The organism is Paractinoplanes maris (genome assembly GCF_023544465.1).
GTDB lineage: Bacteria > Actinomycetota > Actinomycetes > Mycobacteriales > Micromonosporaceae > Actinoplanes > Actinoplanes maris.
On sequence record NZ_JALPVL010000006.1, the window covers coordinates 584,596 to 607,130 of the forward strand.

A 22,535-nucleotide genomic window follows, 5' to 3' on the forward strand; every position below is an offset into this window, starting at 1 on the left:
CTGGGGCACGGCGGAGACGATTGTCACGCCGCGCCCCGGCGGAACCCGGGTGGTGCGGTGGCGGGGCGACCGCCGCACCTCAGTCGATGGAGATCGATAGGCCGACCGTACGGTGGCCGTGCCGGGCGGCCAAGAATCCAGTTCGCACCTATCACCGTGCGATGACCCGGCAGTGCTTGAAGGCTTCATCGACGCAGTGGCTGAGATCACCCGCGAGTTGCCTGCTCAGCGCCCCCGGGGTCGCGCGCGTGACACCGGCCGACGATTCCGTAGCGTGGTTCACAAGGTAGGCTCCAGGTGCTTACACCTATCAGTCAGGAGTGCCCGTGGCTCGCGTCGTGGTCGACGTCATGCTCAAGCCGGAGATCCTCGATCCGCAGGGCCAGGCGGTTGCCAACGCGCTGCCCCGGCTCGGCGTCAACGATGTCTCGTCTGTCCGCATCGGCCGTCGGATCGAGATCGAGTTCGCCGGCGAGCCCGATCCCGACCGGGCTCGTGAGATCGCCGACAAGCTGCTCGCCAACCCGGTGATCGAGGACTTCACCATCCACGTCGTGGATGACGCCGTGGCGGAGGTTGTCTGAGCATGCGCATCGGTGTGGTCACCTTCCCGGGCTCGCTGGACGACGGGGACGCGGCCCGAGCCGCGCGCATCGCCGGCGCTGACGCCGTCCGTCTCTGGCACGGCGATCCCGACCTGCACGGCGTCGACGCCGTGGTGCTGCCCGGCGGCTTCTCGTACGGCGACGCGCTGCGCTGCGGCGCCATCGCCCGGTTCGCCCCGGTGATGGATTCGATCGTCGACGCGGCCCGGGGCGGTCTGCCGGTTCTCGGCATCTGCAACGGCTTCCAGATCCTCTGCGAGGCGCACCTGCTTCCCGGCGCGCTCACCCGCAACCAGCACCTCCACTTCCGCAACCGCGACCAGTTCCTGAGCGTGGAGTCGGCCGGCACCGCGTGGACCACCAGCTTCACCGCCGGGCAGGAGATCCTGATCCCGGTGAAAAACGGTGAGGGCTGCTACGTCGCCGACGAGCGCACGCTCGACCAGCTCGAGGCCGAGGGCCGCGTGGTCGCGCGTTACCTGCGCGGAAACCCGAACGGCTCGCAGCGCGACATCGCCGCGATCACCAACGAGGCCGGCAACGTCGTCGGCATCATGCCGCATCCCGAACACGCGGTGGAGACGCTGACCGGTCCGTCGCTCGACGGCCTCGGCTTCTTCACCTCCGTCCTGCGGGCCCTTGCCGGGCCGGCGGGAGTGAACGCAGGGGGACACCAGTAATGACGACGCAGCCGGACACGGCTACCAGCGGCGCGGTGTCGCCGCCGGCCGCGCCGAACCAGTCGCCGTCCGCGGCCAAGCCGACCGGCTTCGCCGCGACCGACGTGCTGGTCAACGAGTTCGACGGCGGACCCGACACTGTGCAGCGTGCGCTGAGCACGGCCGACGAGCTGCAGCCGCACACCGAGCTGGGCCTCAAGGACGACGAGTACGACCGGATCCGGCAGATCCTGGGCCGTCGCCCCACCGCCTCCGAGCTCGCGATGTATTCGATCATGTGGAGCGAGCACTGCTCCTACAAGTCGAGCAAGGTGCACCTGCGCCAGTTCGGTGACAAGGCGCCCCGCGACACCCGCATGCTGGCCGGCATCGGTGAGAACGCCGGCGTCGTGCAGATCTCCGACGAGCTGGCGGTCACCTTCAAGGTCGAGTCGCACAACCACCCGAGCTTCGTCGAGCCCTACCAGGGCGCGGCGACCGGCGTCGGCGGCATCGTGCGCGACATCCTGGCCATGGGCGCCCGCCCGATCGCGGTGATGGACCCGCTCCGCTTCGGTGCGGCCGACCACCCCGACACGGCCCGCGTGCTGCCCGGCGTGGTCGCCGGCATCGGCGGCTACGGCAACTGCCTGGGCCTGCCCAACGTCGGCGGCGAGATCGTCTTCGACCCCACCTATCAGGGCAACCCGCTGGTCAACGCGCTGAGCATCGGTGTGCTGCCGGTCGAGCGCCTCCAGCACAAGGAGGCGGCCGGCGTCGGCAACATCGTCGTGCTGCTCGGTGCGCGTACCGGCCGCGACGGCATCGGTGGCGTCTCCGTCCTGGCCTCGGCCACGTTCGACGAGGGGGCCGAGCAGCGCCGCCCGTCGGTGCAGGTCGGCGACCCGTTCATGGAGAAACTGCTGATCGAGAGCTGCCTGGAGCTCTACGACGCCGGCCTCGTCGCGGGCATCCAGGACCTGGGCGGCGCCGGTCTGACCTGTGCGCTCACCGAGACCGCGGCCGCGGCCGGCACCGGCATGCGGGTCTGGCTCGAGCGGGTGCCGCTGCGTGAGGCGTCCATGTCGCCCACCGAGATCCTGGCCAGCGAGTCCCAGGAGCGCATGCTCCTGATCGTCACACCGGAAAATCTGGCCAGTGTGCTCGCCGTCGCCGAGAAGTGGGGCGTGTGGGCCACCGCGATCGGTGAGGTGACCCCGGCCGGTGAGGACGGTTCGCCGGGCCGCCTGGTGATCAGCTGGAACGACCATGTCGTGGTGGACGTGCCCCCGGGCTCGCTCGCCGACGACGGCCCGGTCTACGCCCGGCCGATCCGTGAGCCGGCCGACTTGATACTGCTTCAGGCCGACAAGGCCGAGACGCTGCCCCGCCCGGCGACCGGCGACGAGCTGCGCGAGACGGTTCTGCGCATGATCGCCTCGCCCAACCTGTGCGACAAGACGTGGGTCACCGAGCAGTACGACCGCTACGTGCTCGGCAACACGGTGCTGGCCCAGCCGGAGGACTCCGGCGTGCTGCGCATCGACGAGCGCACCGGTCTCGGTGTCGCGCTGTCGGTCGACGGCAACGGCCGCTACGCCCGCCTCGACCCCTACGAGGGCGCCCGGCTGGCGCTGGCCGAGGCCTACCGGAACGTCGCCGTCACCGGCGCCGAGCCGGTCGCCGTGACCGACTGCCTCAACTTCGGCTCCCCGGAGGACCCGGCCGTGATGTGGCAGTTCGCCGAGGCCGTCCGCGGTCTGGCCGACGGCTGCCAGCAGCTGGGCACCCCGGTGACCGGCGGCAACGTGAGCTTCTACAACCAGACCGGAGCCGCGGCGATCCACCCGACCCCGGTGGTCGGCGTGCTGGGCGTCTTCGACGACGTCGCCCGGCGCATCCCGATGGGCTTCCCGGCCCCGGCCGGTGAGGTCGACCAGATCTTCCTGCTCGGTGACACCGCGTGCGAGCTCTCCGGCTCGGAGTGGGCCTGGGTCACCCACGGCCACCTCGGCGGACGCCCGCCCAAGGTCGACCTCGAGGTCGAGCGCCGGCTGGCCCAGCTGATGGCTCGCGCGTCGCAGGCCGGTCACGTCAGTGCGGCCCACGACCTCTCCGACGGCGGTCTGTCCCAGGCGCTGGTCGAGAGCTGCCTGCGCCGCAACGTCGGCGCCCAGGTCGCGCTGCCGGCCGACGGCAACTCCGCGTTCGTGCAGCTCTTCAGCGAGTCGGCCGGGCGCGCCCTGGTCGTGATCCCGCGCGGGCACGACAAGGCGTTCGTCGCTTTGGCCGCCGAGTTCGGCGTCCCCTGCACCCCGCTCGGCGCCACGTCGGCCGAGCCGGTGCTGGTGGTGCGCGACCAGTTCAGCCTGCCGCTCGACGAGGCTCGCGAGGCCTATGAGGGCACGCTGCCCCGTCTGTTCGGCGGCACGGCCGAGCTGGCCAACCGGCACGGCGACCCGGAGCACGCGGCCGACCCGACGGCGCCGGCCACGCCCGACCGGGGCAACGAGGTGCTGATCACCGCGGCATCCGGCGCGGCCATGGAGTCGGCCGCGCCGATCGAGGCGGACGGCATCCCGGCCGCCGCCGTGGCCGAGGTCAAGGAGCCGTCGGCCGGGCAGGACTGACAGCGACAGCAAAAGAGCCGGCCAGCTTTCGCTGGCCGGCTCTTTCATGTCCTGTGGGTGAGCTCAGTAGTCGTGACCGCCGCGCCGCGGAGCCGGCGCGTCCGGGTGTGGCTGTGCGCCGCTGGGCTGACCGCCACCACGCTGGTCGCGGCCGCCACCCTGGCCGTACTGCTGCTCGTCGTAGCCGGCACGCTCGTCGTAGCCGCCGCCCTGGTACGAGTCGTAGCCACCACGCTGCTCGGCCTGGTAACCGTCGTCGTAGCCGCCACCGTACTGCTGGGTGCCGCCGGCCTGCGGTCCGTAGCCGTTGTTGTCGAGGCCCTCGCCCGCGGCCCCCCACGATCCGTAACCGCCCTGGGCGGGCTGCTCCGGTCCGTAACCGCCGGCCGGGTAGCCGCCGGGCGCCTGTTCGGCGCCGTACTGCTGGGCGCCGTACTGGTTGGCTCCGTACTGCTGAGCGTCGTAGCCGGCGTCGTCGGCCTCGGGCCGATACATGCCGGTGGCCTCGCCGTACGCTCCGTAGTTGTCGGCCGGCGGAGCGGCAGCGCCGGCACCGTAGCCGTCAGCCTCCGGCGCCTGGCCGTACGAGGTCGGTTCGCTGTACTGCTGGGTGCCGCCGTACTGCTGCGTGCCCGCGCCGTACTGCTGGGTGCCGGCCCCGTACTGCGGCTGCGTGCCGCCGTACTGGTTGTCGTCGTCCCAGCCACCGGCCGGGGCGCCGGCGAAACCGCCGTGCTGCGGCAGCGGCACACCGTAGGGGTCGGGGAACTCGTCCTCGACCGCGGGCACCGGGCGCTGAAGCATGGTCGGTGCGTCGGCCATGGACGGCGCGCCGGACCGTGGCATCGGAGCGATCATGGTGGCGTCGTTGCCGCTGCCGACCGGCGCGCCGACGCGAGTGGCGTCGGTGAAACGACCGTGGCTCGGCGGCACGACTCCACCCGGGCCGGGCAGGCCGGTCGGGTCGTCGTCGTCTCCGTCGTTGTCGCCACCGTTGCGGCGGCGCAGCACGACCAGCACGATCGCACCGATGCCGGCCGCGACGAGCAGGACGCCGATGACGATGTAGAGCATCGACACGCCGCCGTCCTCGGTGGAGGCGGCCTGGTCGGTCTCCGGCTGGGTGACCGTTTCCTCGGGCGTCGTCGGCTCCTCGCTCACCTCTTCGGTGGGCGCGGCGCTGGTCGGCGTGGCGCTCGGGGTCGGCGTAGCCGAGGTCGGCACGACCGTGGACTTCAGCGTCAGGGACACCGAGAGGTTCTGCCCGGCCTGGCCGTCCCGCTGGATCTCGACATCTTCGAACCCCTTCTTGCCGGCGCCGATCGTGATGCGGCCGGTCGCGATCGGGTTGCTGTCCGAGGAGGTGAAGGAGAACCGGCCCGAGCCGTCCGAGGAACCCGTGAAGATCCGCCCGGTGCTGTCTTTCATGCCGACCGTGGCGCCGGCGATCGACTTGCCGTCCTGGTCCTTGACGCGGCCCGAGACCTGGCGCACGGTCTGCGGGCGGTCCGGGCCCTTGACGGTGATCTGCTGGCTGTCCCGGCCGGGCTGCTCGTTGGGCACCGAGGCAGTGATCTCGACCGTTACCTGCCGCGTCTCCCCGTCGTTGACCTTCGGTGCGGTGAGTTGCACGGAGAATTCGCGACCGTCGTTGTTGATCGTGGCCACCCGGCCGCAATCGGCACCGCGGCAGTCCATCCCGCCGCCGTTGACGTTGATCGTCGCCGGGGTCGGGCGGCCGCCGTTGTCGTTGCCATCGGCGACCTGGAACTTCATGGTGAGCCGGTCGCCCGAGAGCACCTCGGTCTGCAGGTCGGTGATCTGCACGTCGGGCGGGTCGGCGAGCGCCACCGCGGGGGCGACGAAGACTCCGCCGAGAACCACCGCCAGCAACGCACCGGCCTGGGCCGCCCGGGCTCGTAGGTGCGTTCTCACCATCCACCGCCTTCCGGTCGCACGGTCTCCCGGCCGAACTAGGGTGGCCGGTTACATCCCGCGACTAAAACACCGTCGGCCACTATGCCTTGTCATACGTCCATCGCGCGACCCAGGGCCGCGTGACAATCTTGTGGAAGAGAGTCGTATCGTCCCGACGTGTCCCCTGCGCACAATAAATCCGAGTCGGTCCGGCAAGCGTTGGACGCGCTGGACCGTGGCGTCGAACCCGAGAGATCCGTGCAGCGTGACGCTGTGCGAGCGCTCCTGGCCGAGTTGTCCCGCAAGGCCCCTGGCCGATCGGTGGAGGTCCGGATTCCGCCGTTCGGTGCGATTCAGTGTGTTCCTGGTCCCAGGCACACCCGCGGCACACCGCCCAATGTGGTCGAAGCCGATCCGATCACCTGGCTGCTCGTCGCCACGCAGCGTATGAGCTGGGCCGATGCGGTGCGTGACGGGCGATTGCGGGCCAGCGGCATTCGCACCGACCTGACCGAGTTCCTCCCGTTGACGGGGGAAACAGCCCCATGACCGCCCGGCGTCCCACGCTGTGAGCGCGAGCCCTGCCCCGCCCGCTCGCGTACACTGGTCGGTCGGACGGTCCAGCACTTTTTGGCAGCTCAGATGAGCAGACTGATGAGCTAATCAGCAAGAGGGAGCGACAGGTGCCCCGAGGCGACGGCCGGTTGACCGACGATCTCGACCCCCAGGAGCGTGGCCCCCAGGATGCCTGTGGTGTCTTCGGCGTCTGGGCCCCCGAGGAAGAGGTCGCCAAACTCACCTACTTCGGGCTCTTCGCTCTGCAGCACCGTGGCCAGGAGGCCGCGGGCATCGCCGTGAGCGACGGATCCGGCGTGGTGGTCTACAAGGATCTCGGTCTGGTGTCCCAGGTCTTCGACGAGCCCACGCTGGCCAGCCTGCGTGGCCACCTCGCGATCGGCCACACGCGCTACTCCACCACCGGCGGCTCCAACTGGGAGAACGCGCAGCCCACGATTCGCGCCACCACGGCCGGCACGACGATCGCCCTGGCCCACAACGGCAACCTGGTCAACACGGCCGAGCTGGCCCGCGAGGTCGCCGAGCGGGGTCTCGAGGTCGACAGCGCCACCTCCGACACCTCCCTGGTCACCACGCTGCTGGCCAGCCGCCCCGACCTGTCGGTCGAGGCCGCGGCGCTCGAGGTGCTGCCGGGCCTGCGCGGTGCCTTCAGCTTTGTCTTCATGGACGAGACCACCCTCTATGCCGCGCGTGACGCCCAGGGTGTCCGCCCCCTGGTGCTGGGCCGGATGGAGCGGGGCTGGGTGATTGCCAGTGAGACGGCCGCCCTCGACATCGTCGGCGCCAGCTTCGTGCGCGAGGTCGAGCCGGGCGAGATGATCGCGGTCGACGAGCACGGCCTGCGGTCCACCCGGTTCGCCGCGCCCGAGCCCAAGGGCTGCCTCTTCGAGTACGTGTATCTCGCGCGCCCCGACACCACGATCGCCGGCCGCAACATGTATTCGGCCCGCGTCGAGATCGGCCGCGTGCTGGCCAAGGAGCACCCGGTCGAGGCCGACCTGGTCATCCCGGTGCCCGAGTCGGGCACCCCGGCCGCGATCGGTTACGCCGAGGCCTCCGGCATCACCTTCAGCGCCGGCCTGACCAAGAACGCGTACGTCGGCCGCACCTTCATCCAGCCGTCGCAGACGATCCGCCAGCTCGGCATCCGGCTCAAGCTCAACCCGCTGCGCGAGGTCGTCCGGGGCAAGCGCCTGGTCGTGGTGGACGACTCGATCGTGCGCGGCAACACCCAGCGGGCTCTCGTGCGCATGTTGCGCGAGGCCGGCGCGCTCGAGGTGCACGTGCGCATCTCGTCACCGCCGGTGAAATGGCCGTGCTTCTACGGCATCGACTTCGCCACCCGGGCCGAGCTTCTGGCCAACGGGCTCGACAACGAGGGCATCCGCCGCTCGATCGGCGCCGACAGCTTGGGTTATGTTTCCCTCGACGGTCTCGTGCAGGCGACCGAGCAGCCGAAGTCCCGCCTGTGCATGGCCTGCTTCGACGGTCACTACCCGATCGAGCTGCCGGCCGGCAACCTGATCGGCAAGCACCTGCTCGAGGGTGTGGGCAAGCGGGCCTCGATGCCCTCGGCGACCGACGAGGCGGCCACCGCGGCCGTCGCCGAGCTCGAGACGGAGTACGACGTGCGCGAGCTGGCCGGTCAGGGCGGCGGCGCGTGACTTTGACGAACGAATCGCTAAGGGGAAAACGGTGACGCACGTGTCGGAGCGCAACAGTGCCGGGTCCAACGGCGCTGAGGGCGGCGACCGCAAACCCTGGTCGGCCGGCGGCGGCCGCGGGGTGCGCAAGCGCACGGCCACGTACGCCGACGCGGGTGTCTCGATCGAGGCCGGCGACCGGGCGGTCGAGCTGCTCAAGTCGAAGGTCCGCAAGACGACGCGACCCGAGGTCATCGGCGACCTGGGCGGATTCTCCGGCCTGTTCCGGCTCAACACGGCGAAATACAAGAGCCCGATCCTGGCCTCGTCGACCGACGGTGTCGGCACCAAGCTGGTGATCGCCCAGCAGCTCGACATCCACGACACGATCGGCATCGACCTGGTCGCCATGGTCGTCGACGACCTGGTGGCCTGTGGTGCCGAGCCGCTCTTTCTGCTCGACTACATCGCCTGCGGCGAGGTCGTGCCGGACAAGGTGGCCGAGATCGGAGCGGGCATCGCCGATGGCTGCCGTTACGCCGGCTGCGCGCTGCTCGGTGGCGAGACCGCCGAGCACCCCGGCGTGCTGCGCCCCGACGAGTACGACGTGTCGGCCACCGGCGTCGGCGTGGTGGAGGAGAGCGAGATCCTCGGCCGCGAGCGGGTCGAGCTGGGCGACGCGGTGATCGCGATGCGCTCCTCGGGTCTGCACTCCAACGGCTACTCGCTGGTGCGTCACGTGCTGCTCGGTGCGGGCCGCATGCGCCTCGACTCGGTCGTCGACGACTTCGGCAGCCAGCGCACCCTGGGCGAGGAGCTCCTCACCCCCACCAAGATCTACGCCAAGGACTGCCTGGGCCTGATCGAGGAGACCGACGTCCGCGCGTTCTCGCACGTGACCGGCGGCGGCATTCCCGGCAACCTCAACCGCATCCTGCCCGGTAACGCCGACGCGGTGGTCGACCGCTCGACCTGGCGCCCGCAGCCGATCTTCGACCTCATCCAGGCCAAGGGCCGGATCGAGGACTCCGAGATGGAAGCCACGTTCAACATGGGCGTCGGCATGTTCGCGGTCGTCTCGGCCGATGACGCCGACCGCGCCATGGCCTACCTGACCGGTCGCGGCGTCGAGGCGTGGCAGGTCGGCGAGATCATCGAGGGCACCGGCGAGGTGCAGATGATGGGGCAGTACACCCGCGGCTGAGGCCGGTTCCAGAGAGATCCGCGTGTGTCGATATGCGGCACATGCGGATCTTTTTCGTTTACGCGGCTGGACCCAGGGGCCTAGCCTCTGACGTGAGTTGTTCACGTGTTCGGCGGACGGGGGTGCGGCGTGACGCAGGTCTGGACCGGCATGAGCGGAATTTCGCCCGACCCGACCTATGTCGTGATGCAGCCGACAACTCTGTGCAACCTCGACTGCGCCTACTGCTACCTGCCGTTCCGCGCCGCCGACAAGCGGATGCCGGTCGAGGTGGCCCAGGCGGTCGCCGCCTCGGTCGACGGCTGGGCCCGGGGCGGGCGGTTCTCGGTCGTCTGGCACGGCGGCGAGCCCCTGGCGTCCGGCCGCGAACACCTGACCGCGCTCCTCGAGCCCTTCGGCGCCGGCGTCGAACACCACGTGCAGACCAACGCCACGCTCATCGACGACGCCTGGTGCGACTTCTTCGAGACCCACGACATGCGGGTCAGCGTCAGCGTGGACGGCCCCGAGGCGCGCAACGGCGAGCGGGTCACCCGGGGCGGCAAGCCGGCGTACGACCGGATCATGCGCGGGATCGAGACGCTGCGCCGCCGCGGCATCCCGTTCTCGGCGCTCTGCGTGGTCGGCGACCCGCGGCCCGGCGCCGCCACCGAGCTGTACGACTACTTCCTCGAGCTGGGCTGCGACGTGCTCGGCATCAACGTCGAAGAGCAGGAGGGCGTGAACACCCGGGCCAACGGTCACGCCGCGGCCGACGTCACGGCGTTCTGGGCCGAGCTCGTCACCGCCTGGCGGGCCGACCCGCGGATCCATCTGCGCGAGGTCGAGTGGTCGCTGCGGTACGTGGCGGCGGTGCTCGACGGCACGGCTGACGACCTGCTGCCCCGCCGGCTCGACCCGATCCCCACCGTGGCCCACGACGGCTCGGTGGTGCTGCTCTCGCCCGAGCTGGCCGGCTTCTCCGACCCCCGCTACGGCGACTTCACCAGTGGCAACGTGCTGACCACCCCGCTGGCCGAGATCCTGGCCGGCGCCACGGCGACACCGTGGATCGGCGAGTTCCTGCAAGGCGTGGAGTCCTGCCGTACGACGTGTCCGTATTTCGGTTTCTGCGGTGGAGCCCACGCGGCCAACCGCTACTTCGAGCAGGGCCGGTTCGACACCACCGAGACCGACCACTGCCGGAACAGCAAGATTCGCCTACTGGAGGGAGTGCTGGACCATGCCCGAGATCACGAGCCCTCGGCTGTCCGATGCTGAGGCGTCGGAGGAGCCCGGGATCGATCCGGTGACGGCACGGGTGCGAGACACCCGAGCGGGGCTGGCCGTGCTCCTCGACGAGGCGGAGCAGGCTCGGGGGGCCCGGGCGGAGAGCACGTCGGACGGGTCGGCAGTCTGCGCCTGGAACCACTTCGAGAACATCCCCACGTTCTACAACTGGAACAACCGGCCGCGGTGATATGGCTCCGCTTCGCTCCGCAGGCGATCGCCCCTGGGAGGCTGGTGAGCAGTGAGCCGATTTCCGGCACCGCTGTGCTTATGGCTCCGCTTCGCTCCGCGGCGATCGCCCCTGGGAGGCTGGTGAGCAGTGAGCCGATTTCCGGCACCGCAAAGAGCGCGGCGACGCAAATCGGCTCACTGCTCACCAGCGGGGCGATCGCAGTAGTTACCGATCCTCGTGCTCACGTCAGATGGCGCGGTTGAAGCGGGGCGTCTGCGCCTCGGCCACCGCTCAGGAGCGGGGATCGCAGTAGTTGCCGGTCGCGAGTGCGGTTGTGGTGGGGCGTCTGCGCCTCGGCCATCGCTCAGTGGCGGGTGATCGCGGGAGTTGTTGATCGCGAGTTGCGTCAGGTCGCACTGTTAAGCGGAGCGCCGGCGTCTTGGGTCACTGGTCAACGGCGTAGCCGGTCGCAGTGGTTGCCAGTTTGCTGGCTCGCGGTGGGTGGCGCGGTCGAAGCAGGGCTAGCGGCGTCGGGGGACGCCGTTAGTGGTTCGAAGCCCACGCGAGCAGAGGCCCGCGTGGGCTTCGGTGTTCAACCGTTGATGTTTACCGCACGCAAGTGACCACGACACACGTAAGCACGCGGTCTGCCGCGTGCCCTGTGCGATTCGGGGTCAGCGCCTTGTCGGCGACCAGGAGTCCTGATCGTCGTCAGCGTCGTCCTCGTCATCGTCGACGAACTCATCTTTGTCGTCGTCGAAATGACGGTCGGACTGACCGGCACCCGCCAGTTCGCGCTGCAAGGCGGTGAGGTCGGTGTTCGGGGAGTGATACTTCAACTCCCGGGCCACCTTCGTCTGCTTGGCCTTAGCACGGCCGCGCCCCATGGCTCGACCCCCTCGCACAGAATTCGGGGCAGCCCGAAGGCGGGCCCCGATGACGTTAGGCATCTCTCGTGGGTCTTACGGTACATGGGCGATGCCGTCTTCGGCACCTCGGGTTGCGTGTGACACTGCCGCGCGTCGCGGTTTTCCGTCCCGGAACACGCGGCAGGCACTAAACCGCTCTCTTTTCCCACCTCTGACCCCTCCGTTCGGCTGCCGGAACCCGTCCGTTCAGCCAGGGGCCGCTTGCTGGTTTCCGACCTCTCCGACCGGTGAAGTCGGCCGAGGGCCGGCGACGGGCGCCGCCGGACGACTCAGCTCGGGCAGACGACTCAGCTCAGATAGATGGAGCGCAGCCGGCCGACCTCGGCCATGCGCTGCTCGGCGAGCCGGTCGGCCGCGACCGCCGGGGCGACGCCCTCGGTGTCCGCCACCTGCAGGATCCGGCGGGTGGTCTCGAAGATGCCGGTGGCCCGCAGCTTGGCCCGCTCGAAGTTGAAGCCCTCGATCTCGTCGGCCACCTGGATCACGCCGCCCGCGTTGACCAGGTAGTCGGGCGTGTAGAGGATGCCCCGCTCGGAAAGCGTCTTCTCGATGCCGGGGTGGGCGAGCTGGTTGTTGGCCCCGCCGGTGACGACCTTGGCCCGCAGCACCGGCACGACGTCGTCGTCCAGCGCGCCGCCGAGCGCGCACGGGGCGTAGACGTCGAGGTCCGAGGTGATCAGCGCCTGGGTGTCGGCGACCAGCTCGATCTGCGGATAGGTCGTGCGGGCCCAGCTCAGCGCGGCCTCGTTGACGTCGGTGGCGATCACCGTGGCGCCGTCCTCGATGAGGTGGCCGGCGAGATATTTGCCGACCTTGCCGAGCCCCGCGACGCCGACCGTGCGACCGGCCAGGGTGGGGCGGCCCCAGGTGTGCTCGGCGGCCGCGCGCATGCCCTGAAAGACCCCCCAGGCGGTGAGGATCGAGGAGTCGCCGGCACCGCCGTGCTCGAGGCTGCGGCCGGTGACATAGCGGGTTTCCCGCGCGATGACGTCCATGTCCGGCACGTAGGTGCCGACGTCGCAGGCGGTGTAGTAGCGGCCGTGCAGCGACTCGACGAAGCGGCCGTACGCCCGCAGCAGCCCCTCGGACTTGGCCCGGGCCGGGTCGCCCCAGATGACCGCCTTGCCGCCACCGAGGTCGAGGCCGGCCAGAGCGTTCTTGTAAGCCATGCCGCGGGAGAGCTTCAACACGTCGGCGAGCGCGGCGTCCTCGCTCTCGTACGGATAGAAGCGGGTGCCGCCGAGCGCCGGCCCGAGGGCCGTCGAGTAGATCCCGATGATCGCCTTGAGGCCGGTCTGCCTGTCCTGGCAGAAGACGACCTGTTCGTGACCGGTGGCGTCGGTGCCGTCGGTGTCGAACACGCCCATGGCTGTTCTCCCTGATCTGGTGTGGGCCCTCGTGGGGCAGGTCGTTCCGGCTGGGGTGTGCCGGACATTTGCGAGCCTAGTCGGGTGCACCCCCGCGTGATTCCGTCCGCGCGGGAAGTTCCACACGGCCGATTTCGTGAAAGGATCGCGCCGTGCCGTCACTGTTCGCGTCGTACCTGAGGGTTTACGAACCGCTGACCGCCTTCGACCGCGACCGTCAGGTTTTCTGGCGCAAGTACGCCCGCGAGGGCCGTGCTCTCGGCCCGGTCGACGGTCCGGTCCGCCAGCGGTCGGCTGTGCTCGAGGCGCTGGGCGCCGGTTGGACCCGGCTGCCCGATCTGCCCGACGAGGCGTACGTGTTGCAGTGGGGCGACTCGCTGCTGGTCTGCCCGTGGAATCTGCGTCTGCGGGTCGCCGAGGCCGCCCTGAACGCGCGCGACGGGGTGCCCAGCGTGCTGGCCGACGCGTTCGTGCCGCCCGTGCTGGCCGGCCAGGCCAAGGCCGTCGTCGAGGACTGGCGCAGCGGGGCCAAGGTGCTCGAGCACGGCGTGCCCCGGGTGCACGAGCAGATCGCGACCTGGGGTGTGCCGCTGCGCTGGTTCGTCTTCGTCGACCTGGAGGAGCGGGTCATCGACCTCGCCGCCAAGCCGCGGACGCTGCGCTATCGCACCGAGATCTCCAAGGCCCGGCGGCGCGCGCACCGGGCGGTGGCCGTGTTGCGCAAATCGCTCGGCGACGCCCCGATCACCGAGGCGGTCGAGGAGGGCACGCGCTGGCTCGAGGAGTTCCATCCGCGCTCGATCGTCGAGCTCGACTACGGCGGCCTCGTCAACCTTCTGCCGGATGATGTTCTCGCTGGTGACGATTCACCCGGAGTGGTGGCGGCGGGTCTGTCGGCACTCTCCCGCGGCGACGCCGACGACGCCTCCGCCGCGTACGAGAAGCTGGTCGAACGGTGGCGTGCCGTCCAGCTTCTGGAGCGCTGCAACTGACCTGCGGAAATACGGCGATATGCCCACCGTGGGAACGCTCCCGAGGTGAATACTCTTCGTGATCACCGCTCGCCGAAGCGTGATAATCGGACTAAACGCGACACTATCTGGCGTAGAAAACACGTAAAAATCGGGCATGCTTCATCCATCTATCTGGGGACGTTCGTCCGTTCGGCCCATGTCGGACATCGGGGACTAGCCGGACCATGAGAGACGCACCGGCCGGCGGGACCCCGGCCGATGTTCTTAGGTACCTGTGGAGGAGTGACCGATGGCATCGCGTACGCATGATCCTGAGCCGCTACTAACTCCGGCCGAGGTGGCGTCGATGTTCCGTGTCGACCCGAAGACCGTCACCCGGTGGGCGAAGGCCGGCAAGCTGAGTGCGATCCGCACTCTGGGCGGCCACCGTCGTTATCGGGAGTCGGAGGTTCGTGCCCTGCTGCAGGGGCAGATTCCCACGCAGCGTCAGGGCGACTGAACCGATCTCAGTCGAAGCGAAAGATCGTAGCAAGGGGCGAGCGTCGGGGAAGACGATCGCCCCTTCTTCGTCTCCGCCACCAGAGCGGAAACGCGACGAGAGCGGAAACGCGACGAGAGCGGAAACGCGACGAGAGCGGGATGCGACCGGGGCGGGAACGCGACCAGGGCGGAACGCGGGTCAGACTGGGGTGACCGCGATGACGGTGATCCGGTCACGGTGGCCCATCAGGCGGTAGCGCAGTGACCCGAGGATGCCGGTCACCCAGTATTTACGGCCCAGCACCTTGGCGAAGTGATCACACTCGGCGTCGCTGACCACCCGGGCCGTGCCCTCGACCGTCTCGCCGCGCACGTTGCCGCGGAAATCGCAGGCGGCCACGGTGACCCGCGGGTTGTTGCGGACCCGCTTGACCTTGTACGACCGGGTCTCCGTCCAGATCGCCACGCCGGCACCGTCGGGCAGCACCCACACCGGCGTCGCCACCGCCGACCCGTCCTTGCGGAAAGTCGTCAGAAGGACGTACTTCTCCGAACCGAGTTGCTCCAGAGTGGCCATGCCCCAAGGGTAGTGACCATGGATGAGCCACCGATCGGCGACGTGTTCGGCGAGATGATCCGGGACGCGTACGCGGTGCGGACCGGCGTGGGACCACGACCGCTGGCCGGTGGACGGGTGCCCCGGCCGGTCATCGAGATCATCGAGCGCGACGACGGGCTGATCAACGGTGCGCCGGCCGACCACTACCTGGCCGAACCGGGGGAGTGGCAGCCGCACGACCACCGCGCGCTGCGACTCTGCCGCGGGCACGTGCTCGACATCGGCGTCGGGGCCGGTCGCACGGCGGTCGAGCTGCAGCGGCGGGGGATGGCGGTGACCGGGCTCGACACCTCGGCCGGGGCCATCGAGATCGCCCGCCGGCGGGGGCTGCGCGACACCGTTCTCAACACCGTCGACGCGTACTCCTCGGCCGACGCCCGGTATGACACGTTCCTGCTGCTCGGCAACAACCTCGGCCTGATCGAGAACGCGGAGCGGGCCCCGGTCTTCCTGGACGCGCTGGCCCGCCTGGCCAATCCGGGCGCCCGGATCATCGCGCAGGGCACCGACCCGTACGGCACCACTGATCCGGTGCACGTCGGCTATCACCGGCGTAACCGGGAACGGGGGCGGCTGGGTGGGCAGTTGCGGCTGCGGTTGCGCTACCGGCTGCTGGCCACCGACTGGTTCGACTATCTGAACTGCTCGCCGGCTGAGCTCAAGGAGCTGCTTGCGGGCACCCGGTGGCGGTTGACGGCGATCGACGACACCGACCGGCCGTACTACCTTGCCGTCATGGAGCTGTCGGAGTGACCGCGCTGAGCCGCGAGCAGGTCCGGATCAGCCGCCGGATCGCTCTCGTCCTGCGGCACCGGCCGGAGGCGGCCGGACTGACCCTGGACGCGAACGGCTGGGTGCCGGTCGACGATCTGCTCGCCGCGCTGGGCATCGCCCGGGCCGAGCTGGACGCGGTCGTCGAGCACAACGACAAGTCGCGGTTCGCGGTCGCCCGCCGGGACGACGGGGCCGACTGGATCCGGGCCAGCCAGGGGCACTCACGCCGGGTGGCCGTGGATCTCGATCTGCCGCCGGCCGACCCGCCCGCGGTGCTGTTCCACGGCACGCCCCGGGTCAACCTCACGTCGATCATGAGTGAGGGCCTGCGGTCGCGCAGCCGCCACCACGTCCATCTCTCGCCCGATGTGCCGACCGCGCTGATCGTCGGTCGCCGCCGCTCGGCCGACGTGGCCGTGCTGCGGGTGGCGGCCGGGGAGCTGGCTGCGGCCGGGCATCTGTTCCACCGCAGCGCCAACGGGGTCTGGCTGACGACCGAGGTGCCGGCGCGCTACCTCCGGCTGGAACGCACCAGCCCGTGACATCCGTGCCGCGGACCGGCCGCCCCACCTGGAGGCGGCCGTCCGCGGTCAGACGGTCGGCGGGTGCCCGCCGTCGCCGTCGACGATGTGGTCGGGGTTCCCGTCCTCGTCGAGGTCGACCATCGTGATGTCGACCTTGCCGTCGCCGTCGGTGTCGAACTGGAAGAGGTCGGGCTTGCCGTCCCCGTCGGTGTCGGACACCCACACATCGGTCTTGCCGTCGCCGTTGGCGTCCTGGGCGATGAGGTCGACGCGGTCGTTCCCGCGCGTCTCGACGATCTCCTGCGGCTCGGTCATCAGGCCTCCCGGCATATCGCGTACACGGTCGCAGGGAAGAGTAAGACCCAAGTCACAGCGCCGCGAGCCGAGTGACGCCGGTAACGTTCATCGAATGGACATAGCGGCCGACAGCGTGCAGGACCTCTTCACCACCGGCGGCGGCGGATCGCTCGGCGAGCGGATGGGCATCCAGCTCAGTGAGGCCTCCGCCGAGCGGGTCGTCGGCACCATGCCGGTCGAGGGCAACACCCAGCCGTATGGTTTGTTGCACGGCGGCGCGTCCTGCGTGCTGGCCGAGACGCTGGGGTCAGTGGGTGCGGTCATGCACGGTCAGACCGTCGACCGGCCGTTCGCGGTGGGCGTCGACATCAATGCCACACACCACAAGTCGGCGCGTTCGGGAGTGGTCACCGGTGTCGCCACCCCGGTGCACCGCGGGCGCACGATGGCGACGTACGAAATCGTCATCACCGACGACAGCGGCGAGCGGGTCTGCACCGCGCGCATCACCTGCCTGCTCCGCGGAGCGTGAATTCCGTGGTCCCGGCGGGCAGACCTTGACCGTTCCACGTACCTTCTTTCACGTGACCGAGGTACCACAGCACGCTGTCGACGACGCGGCACTCGTGCTTCAGAGTGCGCTGAGCGGCGACAGTGACGCGGTGGTGGGCACGTTCGACTCGGTCGTCGACCGCTCGGGCATCGTCGGGGCCTACGACGTGGCCTGGTGCCTGGCCGCGACGATGGTCGGCCAGGTGCCCTCGGGCGGCGCGTGGACGCTCGATTTCCCCGGCATCGACGACGCGCGGTACGACAAACGCTGGGTGGCCCGCTTCGTCAGCGCGTATGTGAACGGCGACATCCCGACCGGCGAGGCGCTCTTCGGTGCCGCGATCGCCGACGGCCAGCTGCCCGACTGCCTGCTCGCGCTGGCCGGGTCGACGGTGGCGACGTTGCGCCACCGCGCGGCCTGAGCCCGGTCAGCGTCCTTTGAGATAGAGCGCCTTGGCGTATTGGGCGGTCGCCGCCTCGTTGTACATCGACGCCAGCGACATGTAGAACTCGTGGTCGGCCAGCGCCGACTGAGCCTGGGACGTGCTCTTCCAGCGGATCGCCGCGTCCACCTCGGACAGGCCGCGGGCCTTGAACTGCCGGCGCATCGCCATCCGGCCGGCCCGGAACTGCTCCTGGGCCGCCTCGGCGCTCTTCATCGCGGCGAAGGCCTTCTCGCTGAGCGCCTCCGCCATGCTCCAGGCAGCCTGTTCAGCCGCATTCGTGAATGTCAGCACGCCGTCCTCCTCCACCCGCCGAGCCCTGACAAGACCTGCAGCTCACTCTTATCGACTACACAGCGGCCTTCAAGCCTTCGGACGGTGCCAGCTTCGCGGCCGATCGCGCACGGCTCTGTCAGGATCCAGGGATGTTGCTGCTGGTGGATCTGGACAACACGCTCATCGACCGGACCGGAGCCTTCGTGGCCTGGGCCCGGGAGCGGTTCGGCGAGGCCGAGGTGGCCTGGCTGACCGAGCAGGACCGGGACGGCTACCGGAAACGCGAGGAACTCGCCGAGGCGATCGCCGCACGCTACCGGCTGGACGCCCGGGAAGCGCTGGTCGAGCTGCGGGCCGGCATGGTCGAGCACCTGGCGCCCGACCACGCCGCGTACGACATCGGCGGTGGTGCCGCGGCGGGGCTGCGGACCGGGTGGGTCTCGGCCGGTCGGTCGTGGCCGGACGACCTCCCCTATCGCCCGACCGTGACCGGCGCCGACTGCGTCAGCACGTTGCGGGCGCTGACCGCGGCGTGACCCGCGCAGGACCGCCTGTCCCGTCACACCCTGATGTCAGGGCTCGAGGTCGATCGCGGCGGCGAAGGAGCCGTCCATCTGGAACGGCACCGATTCGTGTTCGTGCACGACCAGCCAGCGACCGTCGATGCGGCGCAGGCCGAGCGTCACCCGATACCAGAGGGTGAACGCGTCGGTGGTGCCCTTGGGGGTCGCGCTCAACGAGTCGATGCTGGTCGCGAAGGCCACGTCGCCGTCGACGGTGATCTCGAGCTGGGTGACCTCGCGCCGTGGCGGCGCCTCGAAGGTGGCCAGCCACTGCTCGACCTGGGTCGGGTCGGTGGTGTCGACCTTCTCGCCGAGCGGCGGCGCGAGGCTGTACTGCATCACCTCGGGCGCCGAATAGGCCAGGTGGCCGCGCACGTCGCCCGCGCTGAGCCGGGCCGCCCGGCCCTCGATCACTTCACGGATCTCCCGCATGTCGTGCTCCTCTCGAAAGAAACTTCCACCGGGACGTCGAAGCCGGGCGGGCGGCTTCGACATGCTGAGTGAGGCAAAGGAGAAGACTCGTGAAGTATCTGATTCTCATCCAGTCGAACCCGCGCAGTCTGGCCGTCTGGGACACCCTGTCCGACGACGAGCGGACCGCTTTCGGCCGCGGGCACCTGCAGTTGAACGAAGAGATGGCCGAGGCCGGGGTGCACGTCGCCGGTGAGGGTCTGGCCGATCCGTCGCTGGCCCGGTTCGTCTCGGTCCGCAACGGCGAGACGATCGTCTCGGACGGGCCGTTCGCCGAGGTCAAGGAACACCTGGCCGGCTTCTACCTGATCGACGTGCCGAGCTTGGAGGACGCGATCGGATGGGCGGCCAAGGTCCCCGACGCGGCGAACACCGAGGTCGAGGTGCGGCCGATCCTGGACATGAGCGGGTGGGAGTTCTGACGCTGGAAGAGGTGCTGCGGGCTGCCGCGCCGCACGTGCTGGGCGCGGTGGTGCGTCGTTACGGCGACTTCGACACCAGCGAGGACGCGGTGCAGGAGGCGTTGCTGGCGGCCGCCCGGCAATGGCCGTCCGAGGGCCGGCCCGACGATCCGCGGGCCTGGCTGATCCGCGTCGCTTCGCGCCGGCGCATCGAGCTGCTGCGCAACGAGGAGGCCCGGCGTCGGCGCGAGGCACTGCCGGCGGATCCGGTTCCTTCCGTACGCGGTGACGACGAACTGACCCTGCTGGTGCTCTGCTGCCATCCGGCCCTGACGGCGGTCTCCCAGGTCGCGCTGACACTGCGCGCGGTCGGCGGTCTGAGTACGGCCGAGATCGCCCGCGCCCTGCTCGTGCCCGAGGCGACCGTCGGCCAGCGGATCAGCCGGGCCAAGAGCAGGATCCGCGAGGCGGGCGCCCGTTTCGAGCTGCCCGGCAACCTCGGGGAGCGCCTTCCCGGCGTACGCCAGGTGTTGTATCTGATCTTCAATGAGGGACACACGGCGAGCTCGGGCTCGTCGCTGCACCGCGTCGAGCTGAGCACCGAGGCGATCCGCCTGACCCGGCAACTGCACGCCCGCCTGCCCGAGGACGGCGAGGTGGCCGGCCTGCTGGCGCTGATGCTGCTCACCGATGCCCGCCGCCCGGCCCGCACCCGTCCCGACGGCGCCCTGATCCCCCTGGCCGAGCAGGACCGCAGCCGGTGGGACCGCCCCGCGATCGACGAGGGCATCGCCATCATCACCACGGCGCTGCGCGACACCGCCGTCGGTCCGTTCCAGCTGCAGGCCGCGATCGCCGCGGTGCACGCCGAGGCACCGTCGGCCGGTGACACCGACTGGCCGCAGATCCTGCAGTTGTATCGGCTGCTGGACGCGCTGGCCCCGGGCCCGATGGTGACGCTCAACCGGATCGTCGCGCTGGCCGAGGTCGACGGCCCGGCCGTGGCTCTGCGGGCGCTGGACGAGGTGGCCCTGACCGGTCATCACCGGGTCGCCGCCGTGCGCGCGCACCTGCTCGAACGCTCCGGCGACCGGGCCGCCGCCCGCGACGAGTATCTGCTGGCCGCCCGGCAGACCCTGAGCCGGCCCGAGCAGCGCTACCTGGAGTCGCGCGCGTCCCGGTTGCGCTGAGATCTCTTGCGGGGGGCGGCCGAGCGCGGCGGCTCGGCGCGCATCTGATCGCGGACGCGGCCCATCAGGTCGCCCAGTGTGCTCACGTCCTGATCGCTGAGCGGCGCGAACACCAGTCGCCGGACCAGCTCGACGTGACCCGGCAGCACGCGGTCGATCCGCTCGCGGCCGGCGTCGGTGATCGTCACGACGGTCGCCCGATCGTCTCGCGGGTCGGGGGCCCGGGTGATCAGAGCCGCCTTCTCGAGCAGGCCGGCCTGGTAGGTGAGACCGCTGCGGCTGTAGACGACTCCGTCGGCCAGCTCGGTCATGGTCAGCCGGCCGTCGGCCCCGAACAACCGCATGAGCAGCTGGAACTGGATGTAGCTGAGGTCGCCGTCGGCCTTGAGCTGCTGCTCGACGGCGTGCTGGAGCAAGCTCGCCGCCTCGACGAGCGCGAAGTAGGCCCCCAGTTGTCTGGGCGGCAGTCCCGGCATGGACCCAGGTTAGGCGATACGAAGTCGAAGCATCACGTGAGAGGAGGCCGGCGTGCATAACCACCCCGCCGACGGGGGAAAGCAGCGTCCGGCCTGGGGAAAGCGAAGGGCGCGGAGCCCGCCGACCTCGACGTTTTGACGGACGCAACGAGTCGGCGGGCCCCGCTGAGACCCGCCCGGGCGTACCGGGCGGGGCTACGGCCGCAGCCACACCGCCTCATCTCGGTGTGACTCGAGCGGCCCCGGGTAGTCGAGGCCACGCCGGACGTTGTCCGGCAAGCGCCACGGCTGATGCACGGCGCCGCCCTCGATCCCCTTGAGTTCGGGTACGTAGCGCCGAACGTACACGCCTTCGGGGTCGAACCGCTGCGCTTGCCGGATCGGATTGAACTTGCGGTAGGGCCGGGTGTCGTTGCCGGTGCCCGCGACCCACTGCCAGTTGCCCGAGTTGTTGGGCACGTCACCATCCAGCAGCCAGCGGAAGAACCACTGCACCCCCGGTCGCCAGTCGACGCCGAGATGCTTGGTCAGGAAGGCCGCGGTGATCAGCCGGGCCCGGTTGTGCATCCAGCCCTCGGCCCGCATCTGACGCATCCCGGCGTCGACCACCGGCACCCCGGTCGTGCCGTCCTGCCAGTGCCGCAGGGCGTCCTGGTCGTCGCGCCACTCGGTGTCGCCGTTCGGCCGCAGCGGCTTGGTCGACAGCTGCGGGAAGGCCAGCGCGACCTGGTAATAGAAGTCACGCCAGCACAGTTGCCGCACGTAGTCGTCGGCGTCCTGCTCGATCGCGGCCCGGGCCAGCTCCACAGGGGACAGACAGCCGAACCTCAGGTACGGGCTGAGCCGGCTGGTGCCGTCGGCCGGCATGTCGTTGTGCAACTCGGGATACGGGCCGATGTGCCGCAGCCAGGTCGTGAGCCGTCGCCGGGCCTCGGTCTCGCCGCCCGTGGCCGCGTCCGGTGACTCGCCTGCGGGGATCGCCGGGAGCAGGCCGGTCTCCAGTCCCTCCGGCAGCGTGATCCTGGTCGGCGTGGCCACCTGGTCCCGCCATTGCGCCGCCCGCCAGACCCGGTGGTAGGGCGAGAACACCCGGTAGGAGGCGCCGCCCCCGCCGGGCCGCAGCTCGCCCGGGTTCACCACCGTCAGGCCGGGGAACAACCGCAGCGCGATCCGGTGCCGCTCGCACTCCAGCCGCATCCGTTCCTCGCGGCGCCGGGCGTAATGGCTGACGTCGGCGGCCATCCCGATGCCCTCGGCGCCGATCGTGCGGGCCAGCTCGATCGCCTCGGCCACCGGGTCGCCCGACCGGATCACCAGGTCGCCGCCCTTGTCGCGCAACGACGCCCGCAGGTCGGCCAGCGACTGGTGCAGGAATCGGGTGCGGTTGGGCGAGAGCTTGCCCAGCTCCGGGTCGAGCACAAAGAGCGGCACCACCCGCTCGGCGTTGGCGCAGGCCGCGGCGAGGGCGGGGTTGTCGTGCAGGCGCAGGTCCCGGGTGAACAGGACAACGGCGATCTTCAT

General features: G+C 70.2%; 26 protein-coding genes. 17 read left to right on the forward strand and 9 right to left on the reverse strand.

From position 1 onward, the window contains the following. The first annotated feature begins 326 nt into the window (after window positions 1-326). From purS to purL, 3 genes are read left to right on the forward strand one after another with little or no spacing between them, the layout of a single operon-like run. Entirely contained in the window at window positions 327-584 is a 258-nt protein-coding gene (purS, locus tag NAG42_RS20565; protein ID WP_250032068.1) for a phosphoribosylformylglycinamidine synthase subunit PurS, read from the forward strand. After that, complete coding sequence (purQ, locus tag NAG42_RS20570) at window positions 581-1,285, forward strand: phosphoribosylformylglycinamidine synthase subunit PurQ (RefSeq protein WP_250032159.1); 705 nt, start codon at window positions 581-583, stop codon at window positions 1,283-1,285. Before purS ends, purQ begins: the two co-directional genes overlap by 4 nt. After that, on the forward strand, window positions 1,285-3,894 hold the full coding sequence (gene purL, locus NAG42_RS20575) for a phosphoribosylformylglycinamidine synthase subunit PurL (RefSeq protein WP_250032070.1): 2,610 nt from the start codon (window positions 1,285-1,287) through the stop codon (window positions 3,892-3,894). Before purQ ends, purL begins: the two co-directional genes overlap by 1 nt. A gap of 63 nt (window positions 3,895-3,957) precedes the next feature. On the opposite strand, the gene NAG42_RS20580 is transcribed toward purL, so the two are convergent. Beyond that, entirely contained in the window at window positions 3,958-5,832 is a 1,875-nt protein-coding gene (locus tag NAG42_RS20580; protein ID WP_250032071.1) for a carboxypeptidase-like regulatory domain-containing protein, read from the reverse strand. A gap of 156 nt (window positions 5,833-5,988) precedes the next feature. On the opposite strand from NAG42_RS20580, the gene NAG42_RS20585 reads away from it, so the two are divergent. From NAG42_RS20585 to amcA, 5 genes are all read left to right on the forward strand, one after another. Continuing rightward, window positions 5,989-6,360 carry a sterol carrier family protein gene (locus NAG42_RS20585; RefSeq protein ID WP_250032073.1) on the forward strand — a complete coding sequence of 124 codons (372 nt, stop codon included), beginning with the start codon at window positions 5,989-5,991 and terminating at the stop codon, window positions 6,358-6,360. A gap of 134 nt (window positions 6,361-6,494) precedes the next feature. Beyond that, window positions 6,495-8,054: an amidophosphoribosyltransferase gene (purF, locus tag NAG42_RS20590; protein ID WP_250032075.1), complete on the forward strand. Its 1,560-nt coding sequence runs from the start codon at window positions 6,495-6,497 to the stop codon at window positions 8,052-8,054. A gap of 31 nt (window positions 8,055-8,085) precedes the next feature. Further along, complete coding sequence (gene purM, locus NAG42_RS20595) at window positions 8,086-9,237, forward strand: phosphoribosylformylglycinamidine cyclo-ligase (protein ID WP_250032077.1); 1,152 nt, start codon at window positions 8,086-8,088, stop codon at window positions 9,235-9,237. 150 nt (window positions 9,238-9,387) lie between these two features. Next, window positions 9,388-10,497: a cyclophane-forming radical SAM peptide maturase AmcB gene (amcB, locus tag NAG42_RS20600; protein ID WP_250032161.1), complete on the forward strand. Its 1,110-nt coding sequence runs from the start codon at window positions 9,388-9,390 to the stop codon at window positions 10,495-10,497. Then, the gene (amcA, locus tag NAG42_RS20605) at window positions 10,460-10,696 is read left to right on the forward strand and encodes a multiple cyclophane-containing RiPP AmcA (protein WP_250032079.1); all 237 of its coding nucleotides are present in this window, start codon (window positions 10,460-10,462) and stop codon (window positions 10,694-10,696) included. Before amcB ends, amcA begins: the two co-directional genes overlap by 38 nt. 656 nt (window positions 10,697-11,352) lie before the next feature. Here amcA and NAG42_RS20610 read toward each other — a convergent pair. Both NAG42_RS20610 and NAG42_RS20615 read right to left on the reverse strand, forming a co-directional pair. Next, window positions 11,353-11,565 (reverse strand): DUF3073 domain-containing protein, encoded by a 213-nt coding sequence (locus tag NAG42_RS20610; protein WP_250032080.1) that lies wholly within the window; start codon window positions 11,563-11,565, stop codon window positions 11,353-11,355. A gap of 329 nt (window positions 11,566-11,894) precedes the next feature. Next, entirely contained in the window at window positions 11,895-12,974 is a 1,080-nt protein-coding gene (locus NAG42_RS20615) for a Glu/Leu/Phe/Val family dehydrogenase (protein WP_250032082.1), read from the reverse strand. Between the two features lie 152 nt (window positions 12,975-13,126). Here NAG42_RS20615 and NAG42_RS20620 point away from each other — a divergent pair, with 152 nt between their 5' ends. Continuing rightward, a complete protein-coding gene (locus tag NAG42_RS20620; protein ID WP_250032083.1) occupies window positions 13,127-13,966 on the forward strand; it encodes a DUF8083 family protein in 840 nt (279 codons plus the stop codon). A gap of 271 nt (window positions 13,967-14,237) precedes the next feature. Then, window positions 14,238-14,447 carry a BldC family transcriptional regulator gene (locus tag NAG42_RS20625; RefSeq protein ID WP_014687221.1) on the forward strand — a complete coding sequence of 70 codons (210 nt, stop codon included), beginning with the start codon at window positions 14,238-14,240 and terminating at the stop codon, window positions 14,445-14,447. Between the two features lie 180 nt (window positions 14,448-14,627). Here NAG42_RS20625 and NAG42_RS20630 read toward each other — a convergent pair whose 3' ends face one another. Next, window positions 14,628-15,005, reverse strand: a complete 378-nt coding sequence (locus tag NAG42_RS20630) for a PPOX class F420-dependent oxidoreductase (protein WP_250032084.1) — start codon at window positions 15,003-15,005, stop codon at window positions 14,628-14,630. 18 nt (window positions 15,006-15,023) lie between these two features. Between NAG42_RS20630 and NAG42_RS20635 the strand changes: the two genes are divergently transcribed. After that, entirely contained in the window at window positions 15,024-15,800 is a 777-nt protein-coding gene (locus tag NAG42_RS20635) for a class I SAM-dependent methyltransferase (protein WP_250032086.1), read from the forward strand. Beyond that, a complete protein-coding gene (locus NAG42_RS20640; protein WP_250032087.1) occupies window positions 15,797-16,363 on the forward strand; it encodes an RNA 2'-phosphotransferase in 567 nt (188 codons plus the stop codon). Before NAG42_RS20635 ends, NAG42_RS20640 begins: the two co-directional genes overlap by 4 nt. A 48-nt stretch (window positions 16,364-16,411) precedes the next feature. On the opposite strand, the gene NAG42_RS20645 is transcribed toward NAG42_RS20640, so the two are convergent. After that, window positions 16,412-16,660, reverse strand: coding sequence for a hypothetical protein (locus NAG42_RS20645; protein ID WP_250032088.1), 249 nt, complete (start codon window positions 16,658-16,660; stop codon window positions 16,412-16,414). 94 nt (window positions 16,661-16,754) lie between these two features. Between NAG42_RS20645 and NAG42_RS20650 the strand changes: the two genes are divergently transcribed. Together NAG42_RS20650 and NAG42_RS20655 are read left to right on the forward strand one after the other, a co-directional pair. Continuing rightward, a complete protein-coding gene (locus NAG42_RS20650; protein ID WP_250032089.1) occupies window positions 16,755-17,174 on the forward strand; it encodes a PaaI family thioesterase in 420 nt (139 codons plus the stop codon). 52 nt (window positions 17,175-17,226) lie between these two features. Next, window positions 17,227-17,616 (forward strand): hypothetical protein, encoded by a 390-nt coding sequence (locus tag NAG42_RS20655; RefSeq protein ID WP_250032090.1) that lies wholly within the window; start codon window positions 17,227-17,229, stop codon window positions 17,614-17,616. A gap of 6 nt (window positions 17,617-17,622) precedes the next feature. On the opposite strand, the gene NAG42_RS20660 is transcribed toward NAG42_RS20655, so the two are convergent. Continuing rightward, on the reverse strand, window positions 17,623-17,931 hold the full coding sequence (locus tag NAG42_RS20660) for a hypothetical protein (RefSeq protein WP_250032091.1): 309 nt from the start codon (window positions 17,929-17,931) through the stop codon (window positions 17,623-17,625). A 131-nt stretch (window positions 17,932-18,062) separates the two neighbouring features. Here NAG42_RS20660 and NAG42_RS20665 point away from each other — a divergent pair, with 131 nt between their 5' ends. Continuing rightward, window positions 18,063-18,449: a hypothetical protein gene (locus NAG42_RS20665; protein WP_250032092.1), complete on the forward strand. Its 387-nt coding sequence runs from the start codon at window positions 18,063-18,065 to the stop codon at window positions 18,447-18,449. 36 nt (window positions 18,450-18,485) lie between these two features. Here the strand turns inward: NAG42_RS20665 and NAG42_RS20670 are convergent, their stop codons facing one another. After that, the gene (locus NAG42_RS20670) at window positions 18,486-18,908 is read right to left on the reverse strand and encodes a nuclear transport factor 2 family protein (protein ID WP_250032093.1); all 423 of its coding nucleotides are present in this window, start codon (window positions 18,906-18,908) and stop codon (window positions 18,486-18,488) included. A gap of 89 nt (window positions 18,909-18,997) precedes the next feature. On the opposite strand from NAG42_RS20670, the gene NAG42_RS20675 reads away from it, so the two are divergent. Further along, a complete protein-coding gene (locus NAG42_RS20675; RefSeq protein WP_250032094.1) occupies window positions 18,998-19,369 on the forward strand; it encodes a YciI family protein in 372 nt (123 codons plus the stop codon). After that, entirely contained in the window at window positions 19,357-20,538 is a 1,182-nt protein-coding gene (locus NAG42_RS20680) for an RNA polymerase sigma factor (RefSeq protein WP_250032095.1), read from the forward strand. The genes NAG42_RS20675 and NAG42_RS20680 overlap by 13 nt, the downstream gene beginning before the upstream one ends. Here the strand turns inward: NAG42_RS20680 and NAG42_RS20685 are convergent. Then, window positions 20,505-21,014: a MarR family winged helix-turn-helix transcriptional regulator gene (locus NAG42_RS20685; RefSeq protein WP_250032096.1), complete on the reverse strand. Its 510-nt coding sequence runs from the start codon at window positions 21,012-21,014 to the stop codon at window positions 20,505-20,507. The two genes, NAG42_RS20680 and NAG42_RS20685, sit on opposite strands and share 34 nt — an antisense overlap. Before the next feature lie 195 nt (window positions 21,015-21,209). Continuing rightward, window positions 21,210-22,535: a cryptochrome/photolyase family protein gene (locus NAG42_RS20690; RefSeq protein ID WP_250032097.1), complete on the reverse strand. Its 1,326-nt coding sequence runs from the start codon at window positions 22,533-22,535 to the stop codon at window positions 21,210-21,212.

Excerpts from the sequence above, each read along its gene's own strand:
- NAG42_RS20610 (WP_250032080.1), bottom strand. The coding sequence starts at position 11,565 with ATGGGGCGCGGCCGTGCTAAGGCCAAGCAGACGAAGGTGGCCCGGGAG.
- amcA (WP_250032079.1), top strand. The coding sequence starts at position 10,460 with ATGCCCGAGATCACGAGCCCTCGGCTGTCCGATGCTGAGGCGTCGGAG.
- NAG42_RS20670 (WP_250032093.1), bottom strand. The coding sequence starts at position 18,908 with ATGCGGGAGATCCGTGAAGTGATCGAGGGCCGGGCGGCCCGGCTCAGC.
- purL (WP_250032070.1), top strand. The coding sequence starts at position 1,285 with ATGACGACGCAGCCGGACACGGCTACCAGCGGCGCGGTGTCGCCGCCG.
- NAG42_RS20615 (WP_250032082.1), bottom strand. The coding sequence starts at position 12,974 with ATGGGCGTGTTCGACACCGACGGCACCGACGCCACCGGTCACGAACAG.
- NAG42_RS20665 (WP_250032092.1), top strand. The coding sequence starts at position 18,063 with ATGTTGCTGCTGGTGGATCTGGACAACACGCTCATCGACCGGACCGGA.
- NAG42_RS20580 (WP_250032071.1), bottom strand. The coding sequence starts at position 5,832 with ATGGTGAGAACGCACCTACGAGCCCGGGCGGCCCAGGCCGGTGCGTTG.
- NAG42_RS20625 (WP_014687221.1), top strand. The coding sequence starts at position 14,238 with ATGGCATCGCGTACGCATGATCCTGAGCCGCTACTAACTCCGGCCGAG.
- NAG42_RS20650 (WP_250032089.1), top strand. The coding sequence starts at position 16,755 with ATGGACATAGCGGCCGACAGCGTGCAGGACCTCTTCACCACCGGCGGC.
- amcB (WP_250032161.1), top strand. The coding sequence starts at position 9,388 with ATGAGCGGAATTTCGCCCGACCCGACCTATGTCGTGATGCAGCCGACA.
- NAG42_RS20685 (WP_250032096.1), bottom strand. The coding sequence starts at position 21,014 with ATGCCGGGACTGCCGCCCAGACAACTGGGGGCCTACTTCGCGCTCGTC.
- NAG42_RS20645 (WP_250032088.1), bottom strand. The coding sequence starts at position 16,660 with ATGACCGAGCCGCAGGAGATCGTCGAGACGCGCGGGAACGACCGCGTC.
- NAG42_RS20630 (WP_250032084.1), bottom strand. The coding sequence starts at position 15,005 with ATGGCCACTCTGGAGCAACTCGGTTCGGAGAAGTACGTCCTTCTGACG.
- NAG42_RS20690 (WP_250032097.1), bottom strand. The coding sequence starts at position 22,535 with ATGAAGATCGCCGTTGTCCTGTTCACCCGGGACCTGCGCCTGCACGAC.
- NAG42_RS20635 (WP_250032086.1), top strand. The coding sequence starts at position 15,024 with ATGGATGAGCCACCGATCGGCGACGTGTTCGGCGAGATGATCCGGGAC.